20 protein-coding genes are annotated in these 24,425 nt (G+C 64.1%); 6 read left to right on the top strand and 14 right to left on the bottom strand.

The window, feature by feature from the left end:
* From paaE to L0U81_RS30660, 5 genes are all read left to right on the top strand, one after another.
* On the top strand, positions 1 to 1,089 hold the full coding sequence (paaE, locus tag L0U81_RS30680) for a 1,2-phenylacetyl-CoA epoxidase subunit PaaE (RefSeq protein WP_233809480.1): 1,089 nt from the start codon (positions 1 to 3) through the stop codon (positions 1,087 to 1,089).
* Positions 1,090 to 1,305: 216 nt separating this feature from the next.
* Entirely contained in the window at positions 1,306 to 2,508 is a 1,203-nt protein-coding gene (gene pcaF / locus L0U81_RS30675; RefSeq protein WP_233809478.1) for a 3-oxoadipyl-CoA thiolase, read from the top strand.
* A gap of 80 nt (positions 2,509 to 2,588) precedes the next feature.
* Positions 2,589 to 3,914, top strand: coding sequence for a phenylacetate--CoA ligase PaaK (gene paaK / locus L0U81_RS30670; RefSeq protein ID WP_233809476.1), 1,326 nt, complete (start codon positions 2,589 to 2,591; stop codon positions 3,912 to 3,914).
* 790 nt (positions 3,915 to 4,704) lie between these two features.
* Positions 4,705 to 5,046: a hypothetical protein gene (locus L0U81_RS30665; RefSeq protein ID WP_233809474.1), complete on the top strand. Its 342-nt coding sequence runs from the start codon at positions 4,705 to 4,707 to the stop codon at positions 5,044 to 5,046.
* A gap of 236 nt (positions 5,047 to 5,282) precedes the next feature.
* Positions 5,283 to 5,846 (top strand): YSC84-related protein, encoded by a 564-nt coding sequence (locus L0U81_RS30660; protein ID WP_233809472.1) that lies wholly within the window; start codon positions 5,283 to 5,285, stop codon positions 5,844 to 5,846.
* A 173-nt stretch (positions 5,847 to 6,019) separates the two neighbouring features.
* On the opposite strand, the gene L0U81_RS30655 is transcribed toward L0U81_RS30660, so the two are convergent.
* The 5 genes from L0U81_RS30655 to L0U81_RS30635 form a co-directional block, all read right to left on the bottom strand.
* On the bottom strand, positions 6,020 to 7,339 hold the full coding sequence (locus L0U81_RS30655; protein WP_233809470.1) for an MFS transporter: 1,320 nt from the start codon (positions 7,337 to 7,339) through the stop codon (positions 6,020 to 6,022).
* 48 nt (positions 7,340 to 7,387) lie between these two features.
* Positions 7,388 to 8,605, bottom strand: coding sequence for a tricarballylate utilization 4Fe-4S protein TcuB (gene tcuB / locus L0U81_RS30650; RefSeq protein WP_326489885.1), 1,218 nt, complete (start codon positions 8,603 to 8,605; stop codon positions 7,388 to 7,390).
* Positions 8,592 to 10,001, bottom strand: a complete 1,410-nt coding sequence (gene tcuA, locus L0U81_RS30645) for an FAD-dependent tricarballylate dehydrogenase TcuA (protein WP_233809468.1) — start codon at positions 9,999 to 10,001, stop codon at positions 8,592 to 8,594. The genes tcuB and tcuA overlap by 14 nt, the downstream gene beginning before the upstream one ends.
* 52 nt (positions 10,002 to 10,053) lie before the next feature.
* On the bottom strand, positions 10,054 to 11,019 hold the full coding sequence (locus tag L0U81_RS30640) for a LysR family transcriptional regulator (protein WP_233809466.1): 966 nt from the start codon (positions 11,017 to 11,019) through the stop codon (positions 10,054 to 10,056).
* A 95-nt stretch (positions 11,020 to 11,114) separates the two neighbouring features.
* Positions 11,115 to 12,113: a LysR family transcriptional regulator gene (locus L0U81_RS30635; protein WP_267957343.1), complete on the bottom strand. Its 999-nt coding sequence runs from the start codon at positions 12,111 to 12,113 to the stop codon at positions 11,115 to 11,117.
* Positions 12,114 to 12,180: 67 nt separating this feature from the next.
* Between L0U81_RS30635 and L0U81_RS30630 the strand changes: the two genes are divergently transcribed.
* Positions 12,181 to 13,179 (top strand): LysR substrate-binding domain-containing protein, encoded by a 999-nt coding sequence (locus L0U81_RS30630; protein WP_233809464.1) that lies wholly within the window; start codon positions 12,181 to 12,183, stop codon positions 13,177 to 13,179.
* Between the two features lie 17 nt (positions 13,180 to 13,196).
* On the opposite strand, the gene L0U81_RS30625 is transcribed toward L0U81_RS30630, so the two are convergent.
* The 9 genes from L0U81_RS30625 to L0U81_RS30585 form a co-directional block, all read right to left on the bottom strand.
* Positions 13,197 to 14,717 carry an FAD-dependent oxidoreductase gene (locus L0U81_RS30625; protein WP_233809462.1) on the bottom strand — a complete coding sequence of 507 codons (1,521 nt, stop codon included), beginning with the start codon at positions 14,715 to 14,717 and terminating at the stop codon, positions 13,197 to 13,199.
* Positions 14,718 to 14,735: 18 nt separating this feature from the next.
* Positions 14,736 to 15,479, bottom strand: a complete 744-nt coding sequence (locus L0U81_RS30620; protein ID WP_233809460.1) for an SDR family oxidoreductase — start codon at positions 15,477 to 15,479, stop codon at positions 14,736 to 14,738.
* 2 nt (positions 15,480 to 15,481) lie between these two features.
* Positions 15,482 to 16,471 (bottom strand): NAD-dependent epimerase/dehydratase family protein, encoded by a 990-nt coding sequence (locus L0U81_RS30615; protein ID WP_233809458.1) that lies wholly within the window; start codon positions 16,469 to 16,471, stop codon positions 15,482 to 15,484.
* Between the two features lie 22 nt (positions 16,472 to 16,493).
* Entirely contained in the window at positions 16,494 to 16,916 is a 423-nt protein-coding gene (locus L0U81_RS30610) for a cupin domain-containing protein (RefSeq protein WP_008917511.1), read from the bottom strand.
* Between the two features lie 2 nt (positions 16,917 to 16,918).
* The gene (locus L0U81_RS30605; protein WP_233809456.1) at positions 16,919 to 17,800 is read right to left on the bottom strand and encodes a sugar phosphate isomerase/epimerase family protein; all 882 of its coding nucleotides are present in this window, start codon (positions 17,798 to 17,800) and stop codon (positions 16,919 to 16,921) included.
* On the bottom strand, positions 17,800 to 20,409 hold the full coding sequence (locus tag L0U81_RS30600) for a branched-chain amino acid ABC transporter ATP-binding protein/permease (RefSeq protein WP_233809454.1): 2,610 nt from the start codon (positions 20,407 to 20,409) through the stop codon (positions 17,800 to 17,802). Before L0U81_RS30600 ends, L0U81_RS30605 begins: the two co-directional genes overlap by 1 nt.
* Positions 20,406 to 21,275, bottom strand: coding sequence for a branched-chain amino acid ABC transporter permease (locus L0U81_RS30595; RefSeq protein WP_233809452.1), 870 nt, complete (start codon positions 21,273 to 21,275; stop codon positions 20,406 to 20,408). The genes L0U81_RS30600 and L0U81_RS30595 overlap by 4 nt, the downstream gene beginning before the upstream one ends.
* Before the next feature lie 31 nt (positions 21,276 to 21,306).
* Complete coding sequence (locus L0U81_RS30590; RefSeq protein WP_233809450.1) at positions 21,307 to 22,539, bottom strand: ABC transporter substrate-binding protein; 1,233 nt, start codon at positions 22,537 to 22,539, stop codon at positions 21,307 to 21,309.
* Between the two features lie 104 nt (positions 22,540 to 22,643).
* Positions 22,644 to 24,422: a thiamine pyrophosphate-binding protein gene (locus L0U81_RS30585; RefSeq protein WP_233809448.1), complete on the bottom strand. Its 1,779-nt coding sequence runs from the start codon at positions 24,420 to 24,422 to the stop codon at positions 22,644 to 22,646.
* Between the last annotated feature and the right edge of the window lie 3 nt (positions 24,423 to 24,425).

Raw genomic sequence — 24,425 nt, 5'->3', positions numbered from 1 at the left:
ATGGCCACCCCGCAATTCCATCCGCTGCGTATCCGCGAAGTGCGCCCCGAAACGGCCGATGCGGTCTCGGTCGCCTTCGAAGTCCCGCCCGAATTGCGCGAGCACTATCGCTTCACGCAGGGCCAGTTCGTCACGCTCAAGACGCATATCGACGGTGAGGAAACGCGCCGCTCGTACTCGATCTGCGTGGGCGTCACCGACTACGATCGCGACGGCGAGCTGCGCATCGGCATCAAGCGCGTGCGCGGCGGGCGCTTCTCGAACTTCGCGTTCGACACGCTGCAGCCCGGCCACACGATCGACGTGATGACGCCCGACGGCCGTTTCTTCACGCACCTGAACGCCGGCCAGGGCAAGCAGTACCTCGCGTTCTCGGGCGGCTCGGGCATCACGCCGGTGCTCGCGATCATCAAGACCACGCTCGAGATCGAGCCGCGCAGCACGTTCACGCTGGTGTACGGCAACCGCAGCGTCGACCAGATCATGTTCGCCGAGGAGCTCGAGGACCTGAAGAACCGCTTCATGAACCGCTTCGTGCTGTATCACGTGCTGTCGGACGATCTGCAGGACGTGGAGCTCTTTAACGGCGTGCTCGACCAGCAAAAGTGCGCGGCCTTCATCGAACAGCTGCTGCCGGCCGACGCGATCGACGAAGCGTTCATCTGCGGCCCCGCGCCGATGATGGACGCCGCCGAGGCCGCGCTCAAAGCGGCCGGCGTGCCGCCCGCGAACGTGCACGTCGAGCGCTTCGGCACACCGCTGCCGCAGGCGGGCGTGCCGAGCGTCGAAATCACCGGGGACACCCCCGCGGCCGAGCTAGAAATCGTGCTCGACGGCAAGCGGCGCAAGCTGCGCCTGCCGTATCAGGGGGTCAGCGTGCTCGACGTCGGGCTGCGCGCCGGTCTCGCGCTGCCCTATGCGTGCAAGGGCGGCGTCTGCTGCACCTGTCGCGCGAAGGTGCTCGAAGGCGAAGTGAAGATGGAAAAGAACTACACGCTCGAAGAGCACGAGATCCGCGACGGGTTCGTGCTGACCTGCCAGTGTCATCCGGTGAGCGACAAGGTCGTCGTCAGTTACGACGAACGATAAGCACCACCGTTTGACAGCCCTGGTTTTTACGGCACCGCAGGCAATCCTGCTGCCAACGCTTCGCTCACCGACGCAGCTTTCGTCGCCAATCGATTCGGTGTGGTCCAACACCGGCATCACGTTGCATCGCGCGAAGCCGCCCATGTCTGATCGGACAACGCCGCCCCATTTCGGACGCAAAGCCTGAATCGCCCACTATCTTTACCTAGAAATACCATGACCGAAGCCTTTATTTGTGATGCCATTCGCACTCCATTTGGACGTTATGCAGGTGTACTGAAGGATGTTCGCGCAGACGACCTGGGCGCAGTGCCGATTCACGCATTGATGCAGCGCAATCCATCGGTGGACTGGCAGCAGGTTGCAGACGTCCTCTATGGGTGTGCAAACCAGGCCGGCGAGGACAATCGCAACGTCGCGCGCATGTCCGCTTTGCTGGCCGGATTGCCGATCGACGTCGCCGGTTCCACGATCAACCGCCTGTGCGGCTCGGGGATGGACGCAGTAGGCAGCGCCGCGCGCGCAATCAGGGCGGGCGATGGCGAGCTTTACATTGCAGGCGGCGTGGAAAGTATGACGCGCGCACCTTTTGTGCTCGGCAAGTCGGCGTCAGCGTTCTCGCGCTCTGCTGAAATCCATGACACGACGATCGGCTGGCGCTTCGTCAATTCCCTGATGCGCAGTCAGTATGGCGTCGATTCCATGCCGGAAACGGCCGAGAACGTGGCCGACGATTTCAGCGTGGACCGCGAGTCGCAAGACCGGTTTGCGCTGCGTAGCCAGCAGCGCGCCGCGCGGGCGCAGGCGGACGGCACGCTGGCCCAGGAAATCACTGCAGTGCTCATTCCGCAAAAGAAGGGCGAGCCCCTGGTGGTCGATCGCGACGAACATCCGCGCGAGACGTCGCTCGAGGCACTGGCGAAACTAAAAGGTGTCGTGCGTCCCGACGGAACCGTCACAGCGGGTAATGCTTCGGGGGTCAATGACGGTGCTTGCGCGCTGTTGATCGCAGGTGAAGAGGCAGCGAAGCGCAACCATCTGACGCCGCGCGCCCGCATCATCGGCATGGCCACCGCTGGCGTCGAGCCGCGCATCATGGGCATCGGGCCCGCGCCGGCAACCGGGAAGCTTCTGGCACGCCTCGGTATGACCCTCGACCAGTTCGACGTGATCGAGCTGAACGAGGCCTTCGCCTCGCAAGGTATCGCGGTGCTGCACCGGCTCGGCGTGGCGGCAGACGATCCCCGGATCAATCCGAACGGCGGCGCGATCGCATTGGGTCACCCGCTCGGCGCTTCGGGCGCCCGATTGGTCACCACGGCCACCTACGAACTGGAGCGCCGCAATGGACGCTTCGCGCTTTGCACGATGTGCATCGGCGTAGGCCAAGGCATCGCGATTGCGATCGAGCGCGTTTGATCGGAGTCGCCAGCATGTCGCGCGCATTGACAGTGCCGCCTGCCTCGAAATAACCCACTTTCCTGTATCTGGAGACTTCCGTGGTCCGACGCAATCCCCAATCCGACGAACTCGAACCGATCGAACGCGCCAGCCGCGATGAGCTGCAGGCCCTGCAACTGACGCGTCTGAAATGGTCGGTCCGCCATGCCTACGACAACGTGCCGCATTATCGGCAGGCGTTCGATGCCGCCGGAGTGCGTCCTGACGATCTGAAGGAACTCTCCGATCTGGCAAAGTTTCCGACCATGTCGAAGAAGGACCTGCGCGACAACTATCCGTTTGGCCTCTTCGCCGTGCCGCGCGATCAGGTGGTGCGCGTGCATGCGTCGAGCGGGACCACGGGCAAACCGACGGTCGTGGGCTACACGGCACGCGACATCGATACCTGGGCGGACATCGTCGCGCGTTCGATCCGTGCTGCCGGCGGCCGTCGCGGCGACACGTTGCACAACGCGTTCGGCTACGGCCTGTTCACGGGCGGGTTGGGAATTCACTATGGAGCGGAGCGGCTCGGCTGCATGGTGGTACCGATGTCCGGCGGTCAGACCGAAAAGCAGGTTCAGTTGATTCGCGACTTCGAACCCTCGATCATTCTGGTCACGCCGTCCTACATGCTGAATCTGATCGACGAGATGACGCGGCAAGGGATGAATCCGGCCGAGTCGTCACTGAAGGTGGGTGTCTTCGGCGGCGAGCCGTGGACCCAGGCCATGCGTAGCGAGATCGAAACGCGGGCCGGAATCGACGCGCTCGACATTTACGGCCTCTCCGAAGTGATGGGCCCGGGCGTCGCGGCGGAGTGCATCGAAAGCAAGGACGGTCCGGTGATCTGGGAGGACCACTTCTACCCGGAAATCATCGACCCTGTTACCGGTGAAGTACTCCCCGATGGAAGCGAGGGCGAACTGGTCTTCACGTCGCTCACGAAGGAAGCCATGCCGGTCATCCGCTATCGGACCCGCGATCTGACTTCGCTCATGCCGCCCACTTCCCGCTCGATGCGCCGGCTTGCCAAGATTGTCGGACGCTCGGACGACATGCTGATCATTCGAGGCGTCAACGTGTTTCCGAGCCAGATAGAAGAGCTCATTCTCGCGATTCCGAAGTTGAGCGCGCAGTATCAACTGACGGTCAAACGTGACGGACATCTGGATTCGCTGGGCGTATGCGTCGAAGCCCGGCCGGAAGTCGGCGAATCGCTGAGCGACCACGATCGCACGGCGCTTGCACGCGAATTGCAGCATCGAATCAAGACAATGGTTGGCGTGTCGACGACGGTTTCGGTGGCGCTCGCCGGACATATTCCATTGACCGGCACCGGCAAGGCGAAACGGGTCGTCGATCTGCGCGGCGCGAATCTGTGATGGTTCTGCTCTTCGGGCGCGAGGAAAGTGCCGAATCGTGTGGACTCCGTATTTTGAAGAGCAAAAGTTTGCGGCCGATTGCTCTGCGGAGGCAGGCTGGCGCACGCGGTCAACACACTGGCAAGAACGCTTACGATGAGACGCTGAAGCTCCGTCATGTCCGCACCTCGCTGAAGGATTTCACGGGACACTCCCTTGGGCGACGTGACGGACTTGTAAAAATCTGATGCTGGTTCGACGCAGCCAACGCAATGTGCGGATCTACACGCCGTCAGCCAGGCGCGACGAGAGTACAGAATACGTCGTGTCGCCCGGGACTCACGCAACTCATCGTGGTGACTCGTTATCCCAGAGTTGCACCCCGCCACAGATCCTGTGGCGTTTACGCACTCTCGCGTTCTCATTTTGAGAATTGAATCTACTGCTGAATAGAGTTCGGTCTCATTCGGTGAGAATCGTTCTTTACACACGACAGATCCCTTGTCAGCTACTTCATCTGATCGCATAGTTTGTCAATTGATCTGCATCAATTCTGGACGGTGTCCGCGGACCTATCGTTCATTGCAGGCGCGGGATCATTGTGCGCTCGAACTGATTCCCCCCAATCAAATTACCGAATCAGCTCGGCTCCCAATTCCCCGCACAAGGCTTCTGATGACCGCGGGTCGTGTTGATCTGTGCGGATGACAACGGATCAATCAGCGCAATGAGCGCTCCCGGAAACGACCTTTCCGGATCGCCATTTTTTGACAATCCCCCTCTCTTTGAACGATTTGTGGAGCGAGACAACATGAAAATCGTGTCAAGTATCGTCGCGGCTGCAGCGCTTTGCGCGTGCGCCGCGCAACCACCTTCCGGCGTGCAATCCCTCGGAACCAGCCAGCATCCGCCTAGTGCCGTCGGCCAATGCATTGCCCAAAAATGGGCTGACAAAACGCAGCAGCAGGTCGTGTCGCAGACCACGTTGGCGAACAACATGGCGATGGACGTGTACGTTCCCGGCCAGCAACCGCCCGATGGTGCGGCCGCCGTCGTGCGTCCGAACTACCAGGGTGCAGGCACGTGGGTCGGTTTCCGTTCCTCGAGCGGCGCCGGTAGCGGCGCGACGGGCGACGTCAGCGCCTGCCTGTGACGCTTTGGGGCGAGCCGGCTATCAGTTGAGCCGACTTCAATGAAGATTCGACCACGAACTTAAAGGGAATGGCTATGCACCTTTCCCCGGCCCCGCGAGCGCGGAGACGCACTCTGGATGCTATCCACTCCCGGAAGATCATAAAAAATATTTTCTCGTCCGCGGCAGGATCGAATAATGCGGGTGAAGTACGTCACGGCAGTGCTTTAATGTGATCAATCCATGGAGAACATATCATGCTCAAACGTTTGGTATTGACGCTCACAATTCTGCTGATGTTGCCTATTTCCGCTGCTCGGGCCGATGAATATAGCGACACACTCAATCTGTTCAGGAACGCGGGAGAAAGCGGCGTTCTTCTGCAAAATGCCTATGCCTACGCTGTTTTCCCGAAGATAGGCAAGGGAGGGGTCGGAATAGGTGGTGCCCACGGCAAGGGCCGTGTCTATGAGCAAGGGAAGCATATCGGCGATACGTCGATGACTCAGGTGACTGTGGGCTTGCAACTAGGCGGCCAGGTGTACAGTGAACTGATCTTGTTCGAGGATGAACGAGCCCTCAAAGAATTCACCGCTGGCAACTTTGAATTCGGCGCGGATGCCAATGCGATCGCGATTACTGCGGCGGCTGGCGCGCAGGCAGGCACGACGGGCACGTCTGCTAACGTTAGTGGTGGCAAGAAAGATGCTAAAACTTCGGGCGGCTATAAAAAAGGCATGGCTGTATTTACGGTGGCCAAGGGTGGGCTGATGTATGAGGCTAGCGTTGGCGGCCAGAAGTTCTCTTACAAGCCTCGTTGATTTTCGCGCAGTGATAGCGTAGGCCCTGGAAAGTCCGACACTCAAGCGAAGCCGACGCTTGAATATCTGAGCAATGGCCAGGGCCAAAAAACCTCGGGCTTCGATCTGATACAGCAGCTCACTGATCTGAAGCAGATACGTATTGCGGTCGGCTCAGTGAACCGAAATCAGCGTTACACCGACGAAGCCGTCGAAGCCTCCCGCCCCGTACGACGCCGATACAGTCCAAGCGTCGCGGCAAGCCCGCACAGCGCAGCGAAACTGAGCCAGTAGCCGGGCGCAGCCTTGTCATGCGTGGCTTCGATCAGAAAGGTCGACACGGCAGGCGTGAAGCCGCCGAACAACGCCGTCGCGAGACTGAACGCCAGCGAAAAGCCCGCAACGCGTACTTCCGCGGGCATGACCTCGGTGAGCGCGGCGACCATCGCGCCGTTATACATGCCGAAGAAGAAGGAGAACCACAACAGCACCATCAGCATGCGGCCGAAGCTCGGCGCCGCGGCAAGCCATGACAATGCCGGATACGCGGTGAAGATCGCCAATACGGTAATGGCGAGCAAGATCGGCTTGCGGCCGATCCGGTCCGACAGCGCGCCGCCGATCGGCAGCCAGATGAAGTTCGAGACGCCCACGAGCAGTGTCACCATCAGGCTGTCCGACGTCGACAGTTTGAGGACGGACTTGCCGAAGGTCGGCGTGTAAACCGTGATGAGGTAGAACGTGGTGGTCGTCATCGCGGTGAGCAGCATGCCTGCGACCACCGTGCGCCAGTTGCTGAGCAACAGCGCGAAGATTTCACGCGTCTGCGGATGATGCGGGCGCGCCTCGAACGCGGCGGTTTCCTGCAGCGAGCGGCGCAGCATGAAAAGGAACGGCACGATCGCGCAGCCGATGAAAAACGGAATGCGCCATCCCCACGCGCCGATCTGCTGCGCGCTCATCCAGTGATTGAGCCCGTAACCGAGCGCCGCCGCCATCACGATAGCGACCTGCTGGCTAGCCGACTGCCAGCTCGTGTAGAAGCCCTTTGCGCCGGGCGTCGCCATTTCCGAGAGATACACCGACACGCCGCCCAACTCCGCGCCCGCCGAGAAACCCTGCAAGAGCCGTCCGATCAGAACGAGCGCGGGCGCGAGCAGGCCGATGGTCGCGTAACCCGGCACACACGCGATCAGTATCGTGCCGCTCGCCATGATCGACAGCGTGACGATGAGGCCGGTACGCCGCCCCACCTTGTCGATGTAGGCGCCGAGAAAGATAGCGCCGAGCGGACGCATCAGAAAACCCGCGCCGAACACGGCGAAGGTCAGCATCAGCGAGGCGAACTCGCTCGACGCCGGAAAGAAGATCTTCGAGATCGAGGTGGCGTAGAAGCCAAACAGAAAGAAGTCGAACTGTTCGAGGAAGTTGCCGCTCGTCACGCGCAGTACGGTCGCGACTTTCGACCGGCGCGAGCCGTCTGGGGTGCCGGCGATTGGCTTTGCGAGGTTCATGGATGGGTCTCCTGTCGTTGGTATGGCCGCCAGCGCCGCCTCTGGCGCCTAGTCCGAGCCAAGGCCCAATGTATTGGGCTGGCGCTTTTCGATAGACGATTTGAGCAACGCCGCCGAGCGGAAAATGCCATGCGCGAACTTGCCGTAGGGAAGCGTCGCGAACAACGCGATCACGATGCCCAGATGCACGGCCAGCAGCCACGGCATCGCTGCCGTTTCGCGAACCGCCAGCAACCCGAGGCCCGACGCGCTCGTGAGCAACAGCAGCGCGATAAAGGCACGGTCCAGCGGGCGCTGGCGCGCATCGCCCTGTTCGGGATGGCGCTTCAGGTTGAGCCACAGGAGTCCCACCGGCCCGACGATCAACCCGATCCCGCCCGCCGTACCCAGCAGCACCGGCACGCTGAGGTAAGCATACGGCGCTTCCAGGCCGAACAGGTAGTGATAGAGCGTCGCCACCGCCGTTGCCGCGAAACACAGCATAAACCCGTAGAACGTGAAGTGATGAAAGCGCCGCCGCGCGAGCGTGAAGGCATCGTCGGATTCGTTGCAGCCGTCGCCATGTCCGCCGTCGAGATACTTCAGCGTCAACGCGTTTTTTGCCGCTTCCGTCACAGCCAGCGTGCTCGCTTTCGCCGTACCCGGCGACACGTCGCGCCAGAAGCGCGTCACGCCGATGCCGAGCGCCACGATGGCGAACAGGAAGACCGCTCCGAACATTGCCGCGAGCAGGTTGTGCGGAAAGATCGCGTAGAAGTTCGCGGGCGCGACGTTGCCGCTCAAACCGCCATGCAGCGCCGTGCCGAGCAGCAGAAAGAGCGCGAGCCCTGCCGCCAGCGCAACTGAAAGCGTCACGCCATTACGCTTGTACAGGACGCCTAGCGCCGCCGGCCACGCGTATTCCGTGTAAGTTTCGAGACGCACTTTCGCCATCGCCTGCGGCACATTGACAGCGAATTCGTGCGGCGGCGCGTACTGGCACGCGTGGTAGCAGGCGCCGCAGTTATGGCAGAGATTGGCGAGATAGTTGACGTCGGCCTTGCCGAATTCGAGTCGCCGCGTCATCGCCGGGAACACGGCGCAGAAACCTTCGCAATAGCGGCAAGCGTTGCAGATCTGCATCTGTCGCGCGACTTCGCCTTCGTTTTCGGTCATCGGCACGATGGGAATGACGCGGGCGCCGCCGCGAGTGCCGTTGGCATCCTGCTTCGATTCGAACGCATCGGCGCGCGTGCGTTCGGGCGCGAGCGTTTCAGTTTGCTGCACAGGAAGCCTCCGTTGTATGCAATGCGGCGCGCGCGGCCTGGGTGCCGGCAATGCGCCCGAACGCCGTGCCGATCGACATGCCGACGCCCGCTGTATAACCCTTGCCGAGCACGTTGCCCGCCATCATCTCCCCCGCGACGAAGAGGTTCTCGCTCGCCTCGCCGCCGAAGTGCACCTGGGCGCGATCGTTGGTCTTGAGGCCGAGATACGTGAACGTGATGCCCGGGCGCAATGCGTAGCCGTAAAACGGCGGCGTATCGATGGGGCGCGCCCAGTGCGTCTTGGGCGGCGTGATGCCTTCGGTATGGCAGTCGTCGAGCGCGGTGTGATCGAAGGTGCCGACCCGGCATGCCTCGTTGTAACGCGAGAGCGTTTCCACGAAGCGTGCTTCCGGCAGCTCCAGCTTGCGCGCCAGTTCGGGCAGCGTGTCAGCTTTCACACCCGGAAAGACGGGTGGCATGAAGCGGCCGATGGCCTTCGAATCGATGATCGAATAGCCGATCTGCCCCGGCTGATGCGCAACGAGGCGCCCCCAGATCGCATAGCGCTTCGGCCAGAAGTCCTCGCCTTCGTCGTAGAAGCGCTCCGCGTCGCGATTGACGACCAAGCCCAGCGACACGCAGTCGATCCGCGTGCAGATGCCACCGTCGTAGAGCGGCGCGCGCGCATCGATGGCCACGCAGTGCGACTGCGACGGATCGCCGATCATGTCCGCGCCGGCATCCATCATGTGCCGGATCAGCACGCCCTTGTTGAAACGCGTGCCGCGAATCAGGAAGTTGTCGGCGGGCCATTCTCCCCGCTCGTTTTGCCCCCAGGCCTCGCGCAGCCATTCGCGGTTGGACTCGAAGCCGCCAGCCGCCAGCACGCAGGCGCGCGCCTCGAAGCGCTGCTTGCCGCTGATAGCCGCGACGAAACGGCCGCCATCGAGTTCCAGCGAATCGACCGGCGTCTCATAGCGAATCTCTACGCCTAGCGCCTCGGCACTCCGGTAGTAGGCATTCACGAGCGCCTTGCCGCCGCCCATGAAAAACGCGTTGGTGCGCGCGACATGCAGCGCGCCGGACAGCGGCGGCTGAAAGCGCACGCCATGCCGTTGCATCCAGGGACGGCATGAGGACGACGCGCGAATCGTCAACCGCGCGAGATGCTCATTCGTGATGCCGCCCGTGACCTTCAGCAGGTCTTGCCAGAACTCCTCTTCTGGATAGGCATCGACAAGTACGTCCTGCGGCGCGTCGTGCATGCAGCGCAGATTGCGAGTGTGCTGGGAATTGCCGCCGCGCCATTCGCGCGGCGCTGATTCCAGCATCAGAACCGAAGCGCCGGCTTCGCGCGCCATCAATGCCGCGCATAGCGCAGCATTGCCTCCTCCGATCACGAGTACATCGACCATCGTGTTGGCCTCCTTTCGGACGCACTCTAAAGGCCGCGCTCGCCATCCGCCATCAGCGGGCCGTCAACAGGTCTTCACTTTTCGTGAAGCCTTCGGCCTCACGCAGGCGCGCGCCGGGCCAGCGGCCTTCGCGCACGAGCTCGCGCGTGACATCGGCAAGCACCACGCGCGCCGCGAGCCCCGCGGGCGAAAGCTCGTCGTCGGAGATGCTGGCGAGCATATTGGGCCGCGTAGCGTAGCTCTCAGTCACGGGCACGCTTGCGAGTACCGCGTTCTCCGGCCGTGCCAGCGCGGCGCCGGGCTGGATGGTCGCGGCGCAGCCCGTGCGCACGAAGTCCATCAGCAGCGCGAGGCCGTCGACTTCGGCCACGATGTTGGGCTCATATCTGGCACGCTTGAACGCGGCGGACAGCTGCGAGCGCAGGCCGTGCGCGCTGCTCGGAAGCACGAGGGAAAGCTTGCCGAGTTGCCCGAGACGGACGTTCGCGCCGGACGGCATGCCTTCGAGCTCGTGCCGGCCGATCACGAAGAGCCGTTCGTCGAGCAGCGGCACCACGCTCCAGCGCTGCGCGGGCTCCGCGCGGAACAGCACGGCAAGGTCGATCTGGCGTGCGCTCAACATCGAGGCGAGATATCCGGAGAGGCTTTCGACGATGCGCAGGCGCACATCGGGATAGCGCGCGCGCATGGCCTGCATGAAGGCGACGCCGAGCACGCTGGCGGTACTGGGCGCCATGCCGACACTGACGTGGCCCGAGAGCCGGGCGGCACGCGCGGCGAGCGCGGCATCGTCGATATGGCGCAGCGCCAGTTGTGCCTGACGCCAGAACGCGAGACCGGCGTCGGTCGGCACGACGCCGCTGGAGGTGCGTTGCAGGAGGCGAGTCGACAGTTCGCCTTCGAGACGGCTGATCTGCTGACTCAGCGCGGAAGTGACGACGCCGAGTTCCAGCGCGGCCTTTCCCATGCTGCCGTGTTCCACGACGCTGAGGAAATAGCGTAGTTGTCTGAGTTCCATTTCACGATCGGCGAGGACGAGAATCGGAGCTATTGTCGCAGGTGCAGACGGCCCCTCACGGCTCTCGTTTACGTGAATAAATCGTCATTGGCCGCTCATGATTCGTCGCCCTTCGGGCTCAATTCATGAAACAGGGTACCCGGCCAGCGTTCAGTCGCGGCCAGCTCGCGCGCCACGTCGGCGATCACCACGCGCGTAGCTAGCACCGCGGGTGAAAGCTCGTCCTCGTGACGTCCCGCGATCAACGTCTGACGGCGCGCATCGGAGTCGCTGACCAGCAGTGCCCGCAACTGGCGGCCCGGATCGCGGCAGATCACCGAGCCCGGCTGCAGGGTTGCACCAAGCCCCGCGCGAACGGCGTCCATCAGCAATGCGAGGCCGTCGATTTCGAGGCTGATATTCGGCCGCACGCCCGCGCGCTCAAATGCGATGTCGAGGATCGCGCGCAGTCCGTGCGAGCCGCTCGGCATGACGAGCGGCAGCTCGCCGAGATCGGCCAGGCTCAGCGTGCTCGATTGCGGAAGGCCAGCGAGGTCGGCGCGAGCGAGCAGGTAGACGCGTTCCTCTATTAGCGGCCACAGGCTCCAGCGCCGCATGACATTGCCGCGCGCGACCAATGCCAGATCGAGCTGACGCGCGTCGAGCATCGCGCTCAAATGCCCCGACAAGGCTTCGACCAGATGCACGCGCAGCTCGGGATGACGCTCGCGCATTGCCAACAGCAACGGCATGCCGAGCACCGAGGCGGTGCTCGGCGGCAAGCCGACCGTGACGTGCCCGACGAGCCGCCGGTGCCGCGCCGCCTCCACCGCGTCGAGCGCGTGCTGCAGGGTCATTTGCGCATGGCGCAAAAAGGCGAATCCCGCATCGGTTGGAATAAGCCCCGTGCGCGCGCGACGAAACAGCGGCGTCGCGAGTTGCGCTTCGAGCTTCTCCAGGTCGCGGCTCAGCATCGACGCCGCCACGCCCAATTCCGATGCAGCTCGCCTTATACTGCCCGATTCGGCTACCCGCACGAAGAACCTCATCTGCCGCAGTTCGATAGGCAGATCGAGCGGGTCTTCATCGGCAAAATCCAGATTTGCTGTCGACATGGGTTGCATTCGGTGAACGAAAGACATGCGGCACATCCGACGCGCCGCGCAGGGATGAGACATGGACATGCGTCAGCTGAAGTACTTCGTACAGATTGTCGAGAGCGGCAGTCTCTCGAAAGCGTCGCGGCAGCTCTTCATCGCGCAACCGGCGCTCAGCCAGCAGATGACCCGCCTCGAAGAGGAAGTCGGCAGGCCGTTGCTGGTGCGCTCTTCGCGCGGTGTCCGGGCGACCGAGAACGGCGAGGCGCTTTACCATCACGCGCGCTTCATTCTGCGTCAGCTCGATCTGGCCGTGTCGGTCGCGCGCCGCGATCACGCGAACGTGAGCGGCCGCGTGAATCTGGGGATGGCGCCCACCACCGTCTGCGCACTCGGGCTGCCCCTCATCAAGCATCTGAGGGCGAAGTACCCGGGCATCGTGCTGAACGTCGTCGAGGCGCTGTCGGGGCACCTCGAACACATGACGCGCCTCGGTGAACTCGATCTCGCGATTCTCTTCAGTGCGACCGCTGCGCCTGACCTGCCCGTCGAGTCTCTGCTCGAAGAAGAACTGTTCGTGATCGTGCCGCGCGACAGCCAGATGATCTCGCCGCATCGCACCGACGTTACGCTGAGCGAGCTGGCGAAGCTGCCGCTCATCCTGCCGAGCCCCGGCCACGGACTGCGCCGGCGCATCACGATCGAGTTCGACCGCATGAACCTGTGCGTCGAAGCGGTCGCGGAAATCGACTCGTTGCCGCTGCTCATGCACTGCGTGGCGGACGGCATCGGCGCGACGATCAAGCCGATGGCCGCTGTGCACGCGCTGCAGAACGCGCCGGAACAATGGCGCTGCCTGCGCATCTCCGACGCACAGATGGTTCGGCGCAACTACCTTTACGCGCTTGCGCCGGAAAAGCTGTCGCAGGCGGCGGTCATCGTTCGCGACGAGCTCAAGCACGTGATCCGGATGCTGATCGAGCGCCACGAGTGGCAAGGCGTGCAACTGATGTTGCCGCACGATCTGCCCGAGCCCGAAGACATCGAGCTTCACGACCTTTCGTTGCACGACGCGGAAACTTGACGGTTTCATCGCGGCCCTCACGCCGTTGCGGCTCGACTCATCGCTGCGGATTCCTGACGAGCCGCGATTGCGGCCAACCTTCCCGCGCGCCGGCCGGATGCGAACGCCCACGCCAGGTGATGGCCGTGCCCCTTCAATAGCAGCCCGCCCTGCCCCGTCGATCCCGCCGCAAAGAGCCCTGCAATCGGCTGTCCGCTCGCATCGAGCACGCGATGTTGCTCGTCGACCCGCAAGCCGCCCTCCGCGTGCACGAATACCGCGCGCACCGGGCCGAGCGCGATGAACGGCGCCCGCGTGAGCGCCTTCGGTCCACCCATGCTTTCACGCAGCGCGGCCGCGGACATGCCGGTGAGCGCGGCCAGTTCATCGACGGTTTGCGCTTCCCGATAGACGTCCGGCCGGTTGCGGCGGTAATCGGCCAGATAGGCGTAGGCGACGCCCGGCGCCGTCGAGATGAAATGCGGCCATTGCGAATAGCGTTCGGCGATACGTCCGTCGATCACGATATAGCCGACGCCGTCCGGCTGATCCGGCAAGCGATAGGCAGGCCGGTCGGTCTCCTCGCCAAAACGTTCGCCGCGCGCATTGACCAGCACCGCGCCGTCTTCGAACAGCGAAAGCGACGGTGCGAGCGCCGTCGTCAAAAACTTCATGAGAAACGGGCGCAGGATCGCATCGGGCACATGCCGCATCGACCATTGCATGAGCGCCGCGAGCGAGCGCCACGGTGGCAGCCGGCGGATGAAGTTCTCCTTCACCGGCGCAATAAAGCGGATTTCAGGGCCGAGTGCGAGATCGCCGTTGACGATTTGCGCGCCGCAACGCTCCGCGAGCAGCTGACCGTCCCCGGTCGCGCCAGGATTGACCGCGGCGACCTTCGCCTCCTGCGGCCCCATGAAGCGCGCCTTCAGCTCCGGGCTGTTGGTGAAGTCGCCTGCGGCGAGAATGACGCCGCCGCGCGCATCGATGCGTCGCTGCGCGCCACCGTCGCGCCCGGCCAGCACGCCGCGCACGCGTCCATCTTCGACCACGAGTTCCGACACACGTGTGCTCACGCGAATCTCGACGCCAGCACGGCGTGCGCGCCGCGTCAGGTGATAGATGAACGAGCGCGAGTTCGGCAGCACGTTGTGCATGCGCGGCACGCGATGCGGCGGCTCCGGCATGGGCCCCATGAACCGCACGCCGCTGTCGAGCAGCCACTGGAACGTCTCGGGCATCGCGTCGCACAGCATGCGGCGCAAGGCGTCGTTGTCGCGCCCGGCGAGCTCGCCCGCGAAGCCCGGCATGTCCTCCCAATGCGCTTGCGGCGTGTCAGCGATACCCTGGGCGCGTTGATGCGGTGTTTGCGACGCGCTCACCGAGCCGATCGACCACGCCGTCGAGCCGCCCGGCGCGTCGTTTTTCTCGAGCAAGACGACGCGCACCCCGGATTCCGCCGCCTCGATCGCCGCCGCGAGTCCCGCGCCGCCCCCGCCGACCACCAGCACGTCGACGGTTTCGTCTGCCGGCGCAAAGCGTCGATTCGGTGTCAGCATGGCTTGCGCTCCTCGCGCTCAGACGAGCGCGCCGTTGGCCTGGACGATCTGACCGTTGACCCACGAGGCCTTCGCCGACACGAGGAACGAGACGACTTCGGCCACTTCAGCCGGCTGGCCGACACGGTTCATCGGGCTCATCGCGGCGGAGCGCTGCATCGCTTCGTCGGTCTTGCCCGCGCGGAACAGGTCGGTATCGACTGGCCCCGGTGCGACTGCATTCACACGCACCGTGCGCGATGCGAGTTCCTTCGACATCGACCGCACCAGGCACTCGACGGCGGCCTTGGTCGCACTGTACGGACCGACGCCCGGCACGGCGTGACGCACAAGCGAGGTGGTGAGCGCGACGATCGCGCCACCGTCGCTCACCTCGCGCGCGGCTGCGCGCAGCACGTGAAACGCGCCAACGATATTCACCTCGACGAGACGCTGGAAGTCGGCGTCGCCGAACTGCGCGAGCGGCGCGGGCGGAACGTTGATGCCAGCGTTCGCGATCACCACCTGCAACGGACGGCCGAAGTCGCGCACGGCGTCGCGGCAGACGGCATCGACGGCCGCGGCATCGCGAATGTCCACTTGATACCCGCGAATGCGCGAGCCATGCGCATCGGCTTTGCCTTCCAGCTCACGGGCCGCTTCGGCCTGGGCCGTATAGGTGAATGCGACGTCCATGCCATCGCGCACGAGCGCTTCCACACACGCGGCGCCGATGCCACGCGAGCCGCCAAACACGAGTGCGAGTTGTCTGTTTTCGTTCACTGCTAGTCTCCGGTTGAAAGCGATTCGGCCCCCGCACCCTGACGCGCGAGCGCGGTGCGGGTGGCCTCGACGGTTGCCTTGATGCCGCGTTGCAGGTCGTAACGCGGCTCGTATCCGAGTTCGGCGCGCGCGCGGCTGATGTCGAGCGCGCCCTTCTTCGCGCTGAGCACCCTGCCGCCATGACGATATGGCCCACGGCTGCCCACACTGATGCGCGCACCCGGGATCGTGCGGTTGACGGCCGCTGCGATGTCCGCGATCGTTGGTGCGGCGCCCGTTGCAATGTTGTAGCTGTCGAAGCGATGCACCGGCTTGTCGAGCACGAGCAGCAAGCCTGCGACGGTATCGTCGACATAAACCTGATCGACGGCGAAATCCGCGCCGTCCGGGTCATGCAGCGTCTCGCCGCGCAACGCGGCTTCGACATAAGTGCGCGGCACGCGCAGCCGCGGCAGATGCGGTCCGTACACCCAGCAGGTGCGCACATTGAGGCATTCGAGCCCGTGCTCGCGCGTGTAGATGCGGCCGTAATGCTCGACCGCCAGCTTCGTCGCGCCATACACGCTGGTGGGGTTTTGCGCGTGCTCCTCATCGATCGACGGCGCGCCGAAATCGCCGTAGGTTTCCTCGGTGCTGACATGCACGACGCGCTTCACGCCCGTCAAGCGCATCGCCTCGAACAGGTTGAGGGCACCCTCCACGTTCACGCGATTCGCCTTGATCGGAATATCGGCGCACTGAATCACGCCGACGATCGCCGCCGCGTGGATCACCGCGTCAGGCCTGTGCGTCTGCATCAGGCGCAGCACCTGGGGCCACTCGCACAGATCCGCGGCGATTGCCGTGAAGTTCGGCTGGCGCGCCGCGAGCGCGGCCGTTGCCGGGCTGATCGCGATATCGGTGCCGACGACGGCGTCGCCGCGCGCGAGCAATGCCTTCACGATTTCGGTGCCAAGCCAGCCGCTCGCACCGGTTACCAGAATATTTTTCATCGTCGTGTCTCGTCGTGCCGCCTCAGCGCGGCTGCGGCTCCTCGTCGGTGGGCGGGCTCGTGATCACCAGAAACACCAGCGTGTCGGTGCCGGTGCAATGGAATTCGTGATGCACGCCAGGCGGGATGTAGGTCACGTCATTGGCGCGAACCAGACGGCGCTCGCCATCGACCGTTAGCACGCCCTCGCCGGATAGCACGTGATAGATCTGCTCCTGCACTTTATGCACGTGATTCTCGACGTAAGCGCCTGGCTCGTAGCAGGAAATCCGGTGATCGAAGAAGCGGCTGCCGACCGTCTCCGGCGTCACGATCGCTTTCGATAGCGCCTGGTTGAAGTGGCCCGGATACTGCACCCACAGCAACTCGGCGAGGTTGCGCGTCACGGCCTGCTGTTCCTTCGCCGCGTTCCGGTAATGTTTGTCGTCGGGAATGATGGTCGTCATGGTCAGTTCTCGAAGCCGGGCAAGCCGGCAGGCAAATGCTGCTGGTCGTACTGGGGCGCGAAGCCGAATGCCGTCAACGCGCGGTGGCTACGGAGGATCGCGCCTTCCGGCGCGGCCGCGATGATTTCAAGCATGCAAGCACCTTCGAAGTGAATGTCTGTGAGGGCGTCGTGCACCTGCGCGAACGGCACGTCGCCAAGGCCAACCTCGTCATGGCGCCACGCGTCGCGGCGGGTGTCGGACAAATGCACGAGGCGGACCAGCTCGCCCAACTGCCGCAGGCCGGCGCCCGGCGACTCTCCGATGAAATGCGCATTCGCGACGTCATAGCAAACGCCGAGCGAATCCGACCCGTAGCTGCTTACGAACGCGCCGAGCGTGTGCGCATCGGGAAACGACGCGAACGGCACGTTTTCGAGCGCGAGTGTCACGCCCCGCCGTTGCGCGTGCGGCAACAGCGCGTCGAGCGACTCGCGCATCCATGCATCGCGCTGCGCGGGCAGCGGCGCAAACAATGGGCTCATGCGGCCGGGCACGACAACGAGATCGGTTGCGCCGAGATCCGCCGCCAGATCGATCGCGTCGAGAAACAGATCGATCGAATAGCGACGCATGCGGCGCATCGGGCTCGCCAGGTTGTGATCTAGGCTCGGCACGTTCAGCGAACGCACGCTCAAGCCAACCGCCGCCATCGTGCTGCGCAGTTTTGCGCGTTCGCCGGACGGGAATTCTTCGAGTGCGAGATGCGGCGGATTCAGCACCAGCTCGAACTCACGGTAGCCCAGTTCGCCCAGCCGGAGCACACATTGCTGCGCTGGCGTCGACCAGATATAGCCGTAAGTGTTCACGCCGAGCGGCCGCGCGCCCTCTCGTGCCGCCGCCATCACGCGGTCTTCCTCAAAAGGTGTTCCGTGTCGGCGGCCGACACGCCGAGCAGCCGCTCCTGCAGCGCGGTGTCAGCCGCAAGCTCCGACGCGCTGCCGCCAAACGCGACGGCACCGTTCACGAGCACATAGGCACGGTCCGCCGATGCGAGCACCGAATCCGCCTGGTGCTCCACGATCACGAGACTTGCTCGCGACGTCAGCTTCATGACGGCTTGCCGGACCTCGTGCACGACCGCCGGTGCGAGCCCTTCGAACGGCTCGTCGAGCAGAATCAGCCTGCTCGGCACCATCAGCGCACGGGCGATCGCCACCATCTGCCGCTCGCCGCCGGACAGACTCGCCGCTTGCGAACGCATCAGGATGCGCAGCTTCGGAAACAGCTCGCAGATTTCGTCGAGCGGCGCACCGCCGGCACGCGCGCCGATCTTCAGGTTGTCCTGCACCGTGAGGTTCGGGAACAGCCGCCGCCCTTCGGGCACCAGCGAGATGCCGAGCCGGTTGATAAGATCCGGACGCATCGACGTGACGTCGTTGCCATCGAACGTCACACGGCCGCTCGCCGCGTGCAGCGTTCCCGTGATCGTGCGCAGCAGGGTCGTCTTGCCCACGCCATTGCGGCCAAGCAGTGCGACGACTTCTCCCGGATAGATGCAAAGGTCGATGCCTTCGAGTACGGTGCTGCCGTCGTAGCCTGCCCTCACCTTCTCTAGCTCCAGCAGTGGGCGTCCCGTGGGCTGCGCGGCTGCCGGCAAGCTGCCGCTGGCCGTGGTCTCCTTGTGCCTGTCCTGGTCCGACGCGCCGGCGTCACCGAGATACGCGCTGATCACCTGAGGGTCGCGTGCCACGTCCGCCGGCAAACCGTCGGCGATCAAGCGGCCCTGGTGCAGAACCGTGATGCGGTCTGACAGTGCCAGCACGCGATCGATGTCATGCTCGATCAGCAGCACCGCGTGCGAGTTCGCGAGGCGCCGGATCAACGCGGCGACGATCTTGCGGTCCGCTTCAGCGAGGCCGGCAAGCGGTTCGTCGAGCAGCAGCAGCTTCGCGCTGGTCGCGAGCGTCATGGCGATTTCGAGCAACCGCTTCTCGCCGTGGGACAGCTCCGCACACAGGTCGGCGGCCCGATCCGCGAGACTGACCGCCTCGAGCAGCGACCAGACACGTTCGTTCGCTTCGTCGTCCGCGTAGGCGTCGAGCCAGAAACCGCGCCATTGACGCCGCGCGGCCTGCACGGCGACACGCACGTTTTCGAACGCGCTCAGGTTCGGAAACACGCTCAGGATCTGGAACGAGCGCGCAAGGCCAAGACGCGCGCGCTTGTGCGGCGACAACCGTGTGATGTCGCTGCCCTCGAAGACGATGCGGCCTTCATCGGGCAGGATGAAACCCGTCAGGATGTTGAAGAACGTCGTCTTGCCCGCGCCGTTCGGTCCGATGAAGCTGTGCAGCTGATTGCGCTTGACGTCGAGCGAAATCTCGCTTTGCGTGACGATCGAGCCGAACCGCTTCGACAACTGCTGCACCGAGAGCACGGCCTCGCCTTCGTCGCCGCCTGCATCGGCTGGCCGGTACGGCACGATACGCGCCGGACGCGCGGGAATGCCGTGACGCGTGAGCGTCCAGCGCGGACGCTTGCCGAAGCGTTGCCAGAATCCCTGAATGCCTTCCGGCGACAGCAGCGCCATGACGATGATGACCGGCGCAAAGAACAGCCACCAGTTTTCGGTGATGGCGCTCAGCCGATCTTCGAGCACGATGAAAGTCACCGCGCCCCACAGCGGGCCGAGGAACTGATGGACACCGCCCAGCACAGCCATTAGCACCGGGTCACCGGCATGCGACCAGTTCAGGTTGTTGGCGTACACACCCTGCAACAGCAGCGCCATCAGACCGCCCGCCACGCCGATCACGCCGCCCGCGACGACCAGTGCGATCAGGCGCGTCGTATAGACGTCGTAGCCGAGACTGGTCACGCGTTGCTCGTTGTCGCGCAGCGCCTGCATCAGCCGGCCGAACGGGGCATGCGCGATGCGCCAGAGCAACCACGTCGCGGCAAGCACGACCACGACCGTGAACGCGTGAAACGACAGCGCCGAAGCGAACAACGGACGCGCGACGTTCTGCATGCCGTTCTCGCCGCCCGTGACCGAAGTCCACTTGTACGCGATCTCGAAAGCGATCTGGGAACACGCCAGCGTCAGCAGCGAAAAATAGAGGCCCTTGCGGCGCAGGATCAGCGCGCCGATCACGAGCGCGAGCAGCAGGGAAAAGCCCATGCCGATCAGCACGCCCGTGATCTCGTTGCCGCCCCAGGCTGCCGACGCAATCGCCAGCGCATAGCTTGCGCAGCCGAAAAAGAACGAGGCGCCGAACGGCACGAGGCCGAGATAGCCGATCAGGAAATTGGTGCCCGCCGCATAAAGTGTATAGATCGCGATCTGCGTAATGCGGTCGATCGGCAGGCCGATGGCCAGCGCGAGAGCCGAGCCGGCGATCAGCACCACGGCCATCACGATGACCGGATTGCGCCACGGGCGCAGCAGGTTCCGCGCGTGCGCGTTCGGCTGCGCGGCGGCGGAACTAGTCGTATTCGTGCGCAGATTCATTCGAAGCGCTCCCAATGTTCTCCAAACAACCCGCGTGGACGCAGCAGCATGACGACGAACATCAGCGCATACATCGACGCCGCCGCCGCATCCGGCTGGAACTGAATCGTCAGTGACATCACGACGCCGACCGCCAGCCCGGCGACGACAGCACCGGCAAACGATCCGAGACCGCCGATCGCGACGACGACGAACGCCGGCATGATCGCGTTCTGCGACATCGAGGGCGACACGGTCCACAACGGCGCGGCCAGCACGCCTGCAATCGCCGCGAGCGCGCAGCCGAGCCCGAATACGCCTGTCATCACTCGCGGCAGATTGATGCCGAGCAGCTGGACCATTTCCGGGTCGCGGCTGCCGGCGCGCAGGACCCGCCCATACGGCGTCCACGCCAGAAATGCTGCAAGCGCGACCAACGTGCCGAGCGTCGCGAACAGGACCGCCACGCGATATTTCGTGATGAGCAGCGGTCCCGCCTCGACGATGCCCGCGAGGAATTCGGGCTGATTGAACGGCTTGCCGTCAGCGCCCCAGAAGAAACGGATCAGCGCCTCGATCAGCAGCGAAAGCGCGAACGTTACGATCAGGCTGGAAAGCGGCTCCTTGCCGTATAGCCGCCGGATGATCGTCATCTCGACGACCATGCCGATCACGCCGACGAGAATGGGGGCGAACACCACCGCGGGCCAGCCGTACATCTGAAAGAGCTGGTACGCGACATAAGCCCCCAATGCGAAGAAAGCGCCGTGTGCGAAATTGATCACGCCCAGCAGACCGAACGTGATGGACAGGCCCACGGCGATCAGCACGTAGATAAAACCCAACACGAGTCCGTTGGCCGATTGGGAAACGAGCATATCGAGCATGATGGCTCCTGGTTGGGCGATGGCGCGGCCGCTACAGCGCCGGCATCTTGCAGCCGATCTCCTGCTGGCTGCCGAACGCCTTTTCGGTATCGGCCGACGTGCTCGAGGTATCGCGCACCACGTCGAAATAGTCGTATTTGTCGGTGATCTTCGACTTCACTTTCACGACCACGGATGGGCGAATCAGCTGGTGATCCCACGGACGGTAGTAGACCGGCAAGGCGCCGTCGGTGTCCTTCCACTGTTCGAGCTGGGTGACGATCGCCTGCGGGTCCGTCGACTTCGCCGCGTTGATCGAGTCAAGCAGCGAGCGCATGGCGATCCAGCCCGACCATGACTTGTCCGACGGAGGACGGCCGTATTTCTTCTCGAAGTCGGCGGTGAACTTCTTCTCGATTTCGGGGTTCTTCGGGTTGTTGTAGTACCAGGGCTTCACGAAGGTGCCGGTGGATGCCTGCGGCCCCACGTCCCAGAAGTCGGTGTCGGTCACCGCGACGGCCACGTACGGAATCTTGCCCGTCATCGCCATCTCGTTCCATTGCTTGAGGAAGTTCGAGAAGTCGCCGCCGACGAGGCCGCCCAGCACGGCGTCCGGCTTTGCCTGGCGGATCTTGAGTATGTAGGAACTGTAGTCGGCGGTATTGATCGGCACTTCGTCGACACCGACTTCCGTCATGCCGTCCTGCTTGAGCCGGTCGCGCGCGGCGCGCAGGATGTCCTGACCAAATGCATAGGATGGCGTAACAAAGTAGACCTTCTTTCCGGTCTGCGCAAGGTACGGCATCAGGCCCGCGATCTGCACCGGCACGGTTGCCTGGGTGCGGAACGTGTAGCGGCTGCACTCCTTGCCGGTGATCTCGCGCGCGGCGGCGCCGGGCAGGATCAGCGGAATCTTCTCGCGGTTCGCGACGCTCATCATCGCGAGCGCGGAGGAGCTGTAGTTGCCGCCGACTACCGCGACCACCTTGTTTTCGCCGATCAGCTTCTGCATGTTCTGCTGCGCGACCTGAGGGTTCGCTTCGTCGAGCCAGACGAGTTCGATCGGCCTGCCAAGGACTTTCCCACCGGCCTGCTCGACCGCCACTTCGCTGCCGCGCTCGAGGAACTGGCCGATCGACGCGCCGGGCCCCTGCTTCGAATAGATAAGCCCGATCCGCACCGGGTCATTGCCCTGTGCGAATGCTGCGGCGCTGAATGCGAGACCTGTTGCGATGGCGAAGAGCGAACGAAACCCTACCCGCGCGCGCGGATTCCGGAACTTCATGGTTGTCTCCTTGTTTTATGATGGTCCGCCCGCCAGTTGGTATTGCGCGGACGCCCGGGTACTTCCCTGCTGCTGCGACGCTGTGCTGATGTCGTGATGGACCGCTATGCGATGTAGGGTTTGCCGTAGACCGGCTCTTTGTACGGAATCGGCGGCAATTGCCAGGTTCCGGTCGAAGGCGGCCTGACCTCGGCGTCGACGTGCACGTCGATGACACACGGTCGCCGGTTGCGAAGCGCCTGCTCGACCGCATTGCCAAGATCCTGAGGCCGCGTGATGGTCACTCCGTCCGCACCGCAAGCACGCGCCCACGCCGCGAAGTCCGGGTTGTAGCGCTCGCCCGATTGCCCCTTGTAGAAAGCGGTGCCGATCTCGCGGCCGTCGAACAGGCCGTACTGCAGATCGCGAATCGCGCCCCACGCGAAGTTGTTCCAGATGATCCAGACGACCGGCAGCTCGTATTCGACTGCCGTGCAAAGCACGTACGGCGTCATCGTGAAGCCGCCGTCGCCGACCACCGCGACACACGGCCGGTCAGGCGCCGCAAGCTGCGCGCCGAGGATGCCGCACACGCCGAAGCCCATCGACGAATAGCCCCAGCTGTTCAACATGCTTTGCGCGCGCGCCGGCTTCCAGAACTGCATGAACCAGTTGTGATGGACACCCGAATCGAGCGAAAGGATCACGTCGTCGGGCAGGGTTTTCTGCAACGTACCGACGACGAACTCCGGCCGCAGGGGGCTCGTCGAATCGCCGAAATGCGGGCGCACGAACGCCTCCCACTGGCGTACCCAGCCCAGCACTTCCTCGGTCCACGGCGCGTAGCGCTTCGCCTCGATCGCCGGGTGGCGCGGGAGCGCGTTCAGCAGCTGGCGCGTGAACACCTTCGCGTCCGCGACGATGCCGATCGTCGCCGCATAATTGCGGCCGAGCTCCGTCGGGTCGATATCGACGTGCACGAGCTTCGTCTTCGGGAAGTTCCACGAGTAACCCGCATGCCAGCTCGACGACGACCGGTCGTCGAAGCGCGTGCCGATCGTAATCACGAGGTCGGCGTGACGGCCTGCCTCGTTCGCCGCATAAGCGCCGTTGCGGCCGATGAAACCGAGCGTCAGCGCGTCGTTCGCCGGCACGCAGCCCATGCCGTTCGGCGACGTGATGACGGGAATGTGCAGCGTTTTCTGCAGCTCGGTCAGCTCCGGGCCGGCCTCGGCAAGCGTCGCGCCGTGGCCGATGAACAGCACCGGCTTGCGCGCGGCGGCGAGCAGCTCCAGCACCGCGGCAACGTCCGCATCGCTCGCTCCGGGCCGCACCGGCCGCCCGAGCTGCGAAGCCGGGGGCAGCTCGACGTCGGCCTCTTCCTGGAACACGTTGTAGGGAATGTCGAGGTTCACCGGGCCCGGGCGGCCCGTCACCATCGTGTCCATGGCCTGACGCAGCGCGAGCGGAAGCATGTCGACGCGCGAGGGCTGGAAGGCGCGCTTGACGACCGGGCGCATCACCTGGGCGAAGTCGGCCTGATTGTGGCGGTAGAGCTCCTGGAACGGCCCGCGATTATGCTGCGAAGTCGGCACGTTGGCCGTGATCGCCATGAACGCCGAGGAGTCCGACAAGGCGGTGGCGAGCGACATCACCATGTTCGCCGAGCCCGGTCCGGTGGACGTGAGCGTCGCCACCGGTTTGTGTTTGACGCGGAAATACGCGTCGGCCATGTGTCCCGCGCACTGCTCATGGCGCGGCGAGATCAGCTTCAGCGAGTCGCGGACGTCGTACAGCGCATCGAGTATGCCGACATTGCCGTGCCCGCAGATCCCGAACACATAGGGCACCTTCTCCTTGACCAGCGTCTCGGCGATCAGTTGACCGCCTTTCATCATCGGCATTGC

This window comes from Paraburkholderia sp. HP33-1 (assembly GCF_021390595.1).
GTDB lineage: Bacteria > Pseudomonadota > Gammaproteobacteria > Burkholderiales > Burkholderiaceae > Paraburkholderia.
This window is presented reverse-complemented; position numbering and strand designations above follow the sequence as displayed.

What these genes read in the sequence shown, in the direction of transcription:
- L0U81_RS30605 (WP_233809456.1), bottom strand. Translation starts at nt 17,800, where the DNA reads ATGGCGGCGGCACGAGAGGGCGCGCGGCCGCTCGGCGTGAACACTTAC.
- L0U81_RS30630 (WP_233809464.1), top strand. Translation starts at nt 12,181, where the DNA reads ATGCGTCAGCTGAAGTACTTCGTACAGATTGTCGAGAGCGGCAGTCTC.
- L0U81_RS30660 (WP_233809472.1), top strand. Translation starts at nt 5,283, where the DNA reads ATGCTCAAACGTTTGGTATTGACGCTCACAATTCTGCTGATGTTGCCT.
- L0U81_RS30610 (WP_008917511.1), bottom strand. Translation starts at nt 16,916, where the DNA reads ATGACGACCATCATTCCCGACGACAAACATTACCGGAACGCGGCGAAG.
- L0U81_RS30600 (WP_233809454.1), bottom strand. Translation starts at nt 20,409, where the DNA reads ATGAATCTGCGCACGAATACGACTAGTTCCGCCGCCGCGCAGCCGAAC.
- L0U81_RS30585 (WP_233809448.1), bottom strand. Translation starts at nt 24,422, where the DNA reads ATGCCGATGATGAAAGGCGGTCAACTGATCGCCGAGACGCTGGTCAAG.
- L0U81_RS30615 (WP_233809458.1), bottom strand. Translation starts at nt 16,471, where the DNA reads ATGAAAAATATTCTGGTAACCGGTGCGAGCGGCTGGCTTGGCACCGAA.
- L0U81_RS30625 (WP_233809462.1), bottom strand. Translation starts at nt 14,717, where the DNA reads ATGCTGACACCGAATCGACGCTTTGCGCCGGCAGACGAAACCGTCGAC.
- pcaF (WP_233809478.1), top strand. Translation starts at nt 1,306, where the DNA reads ATGACCGAAGCCTTTATTTGTGATGCCATTCGCACTCCATTTGGACGT.
- L0U81_RS30665 (WP_233809474.1), top strand. Translation starts at nt 4,705, where the DNA reads ATGAAAATCGTGTCAAGTATCGTCGCGGCTGCAGCGCTTTGCGCGTGC.
- L0U81_RS30590 (WP_233809450.1), bottom strand. Translation starts at nt 22,539, where the DNA reads ATGAAGTTCCGGAATCCGCGCGCGCGGGTAGGGTTTCGTTCGCTCTTC.
- L0U81_RS30640 (WP_233809466.1), bottom strand. Translation starts at nt 11,019, where the DNA reads ATGGAACTCAGACAACTACGCTATTTCCTCAGCGTCGTGGAACACGGC.
- tcuA (WP_233809468.1), bottom strand. Translation starts at nt 10,001, where the DNA reads ATGGTCGATGTACTCGTGATCGGAGGAGGCAATGCTGCGCTATGCGCG.
- L0U81_RS30635 (WP_267957343.1), bottom strand. Translation starts at nt 12,113, where the DNA reads ATGTCGACAGCAAATCTGGATTTTGCCGATGAAGACCCGCTCGATCTG.
- paaE (WP_233809480.1), top strand. Translation starts at nt 1, where the DNA reads ATGGCCACCCCGCAATTCCATCCGCTGCGTATCCGCGAAGTGCGCCCC.
- L0U81_RS30595 (WP_233809452.1), bottom strand. Translation starts at nt 21,275, where the DNA reads ATGCTCGATATGCTCGTTTCCCAATCGGCCAACGGACTCGTGTTGGGT.
- L0U81_RS30655 (WP_233809470.1), bottom strand. Translation starts at nt 7,339, where the DNA reads ATGAACCTCGCAAAGCCAATCGCCGGCACCCCAGACGGCTCGCGCCGG.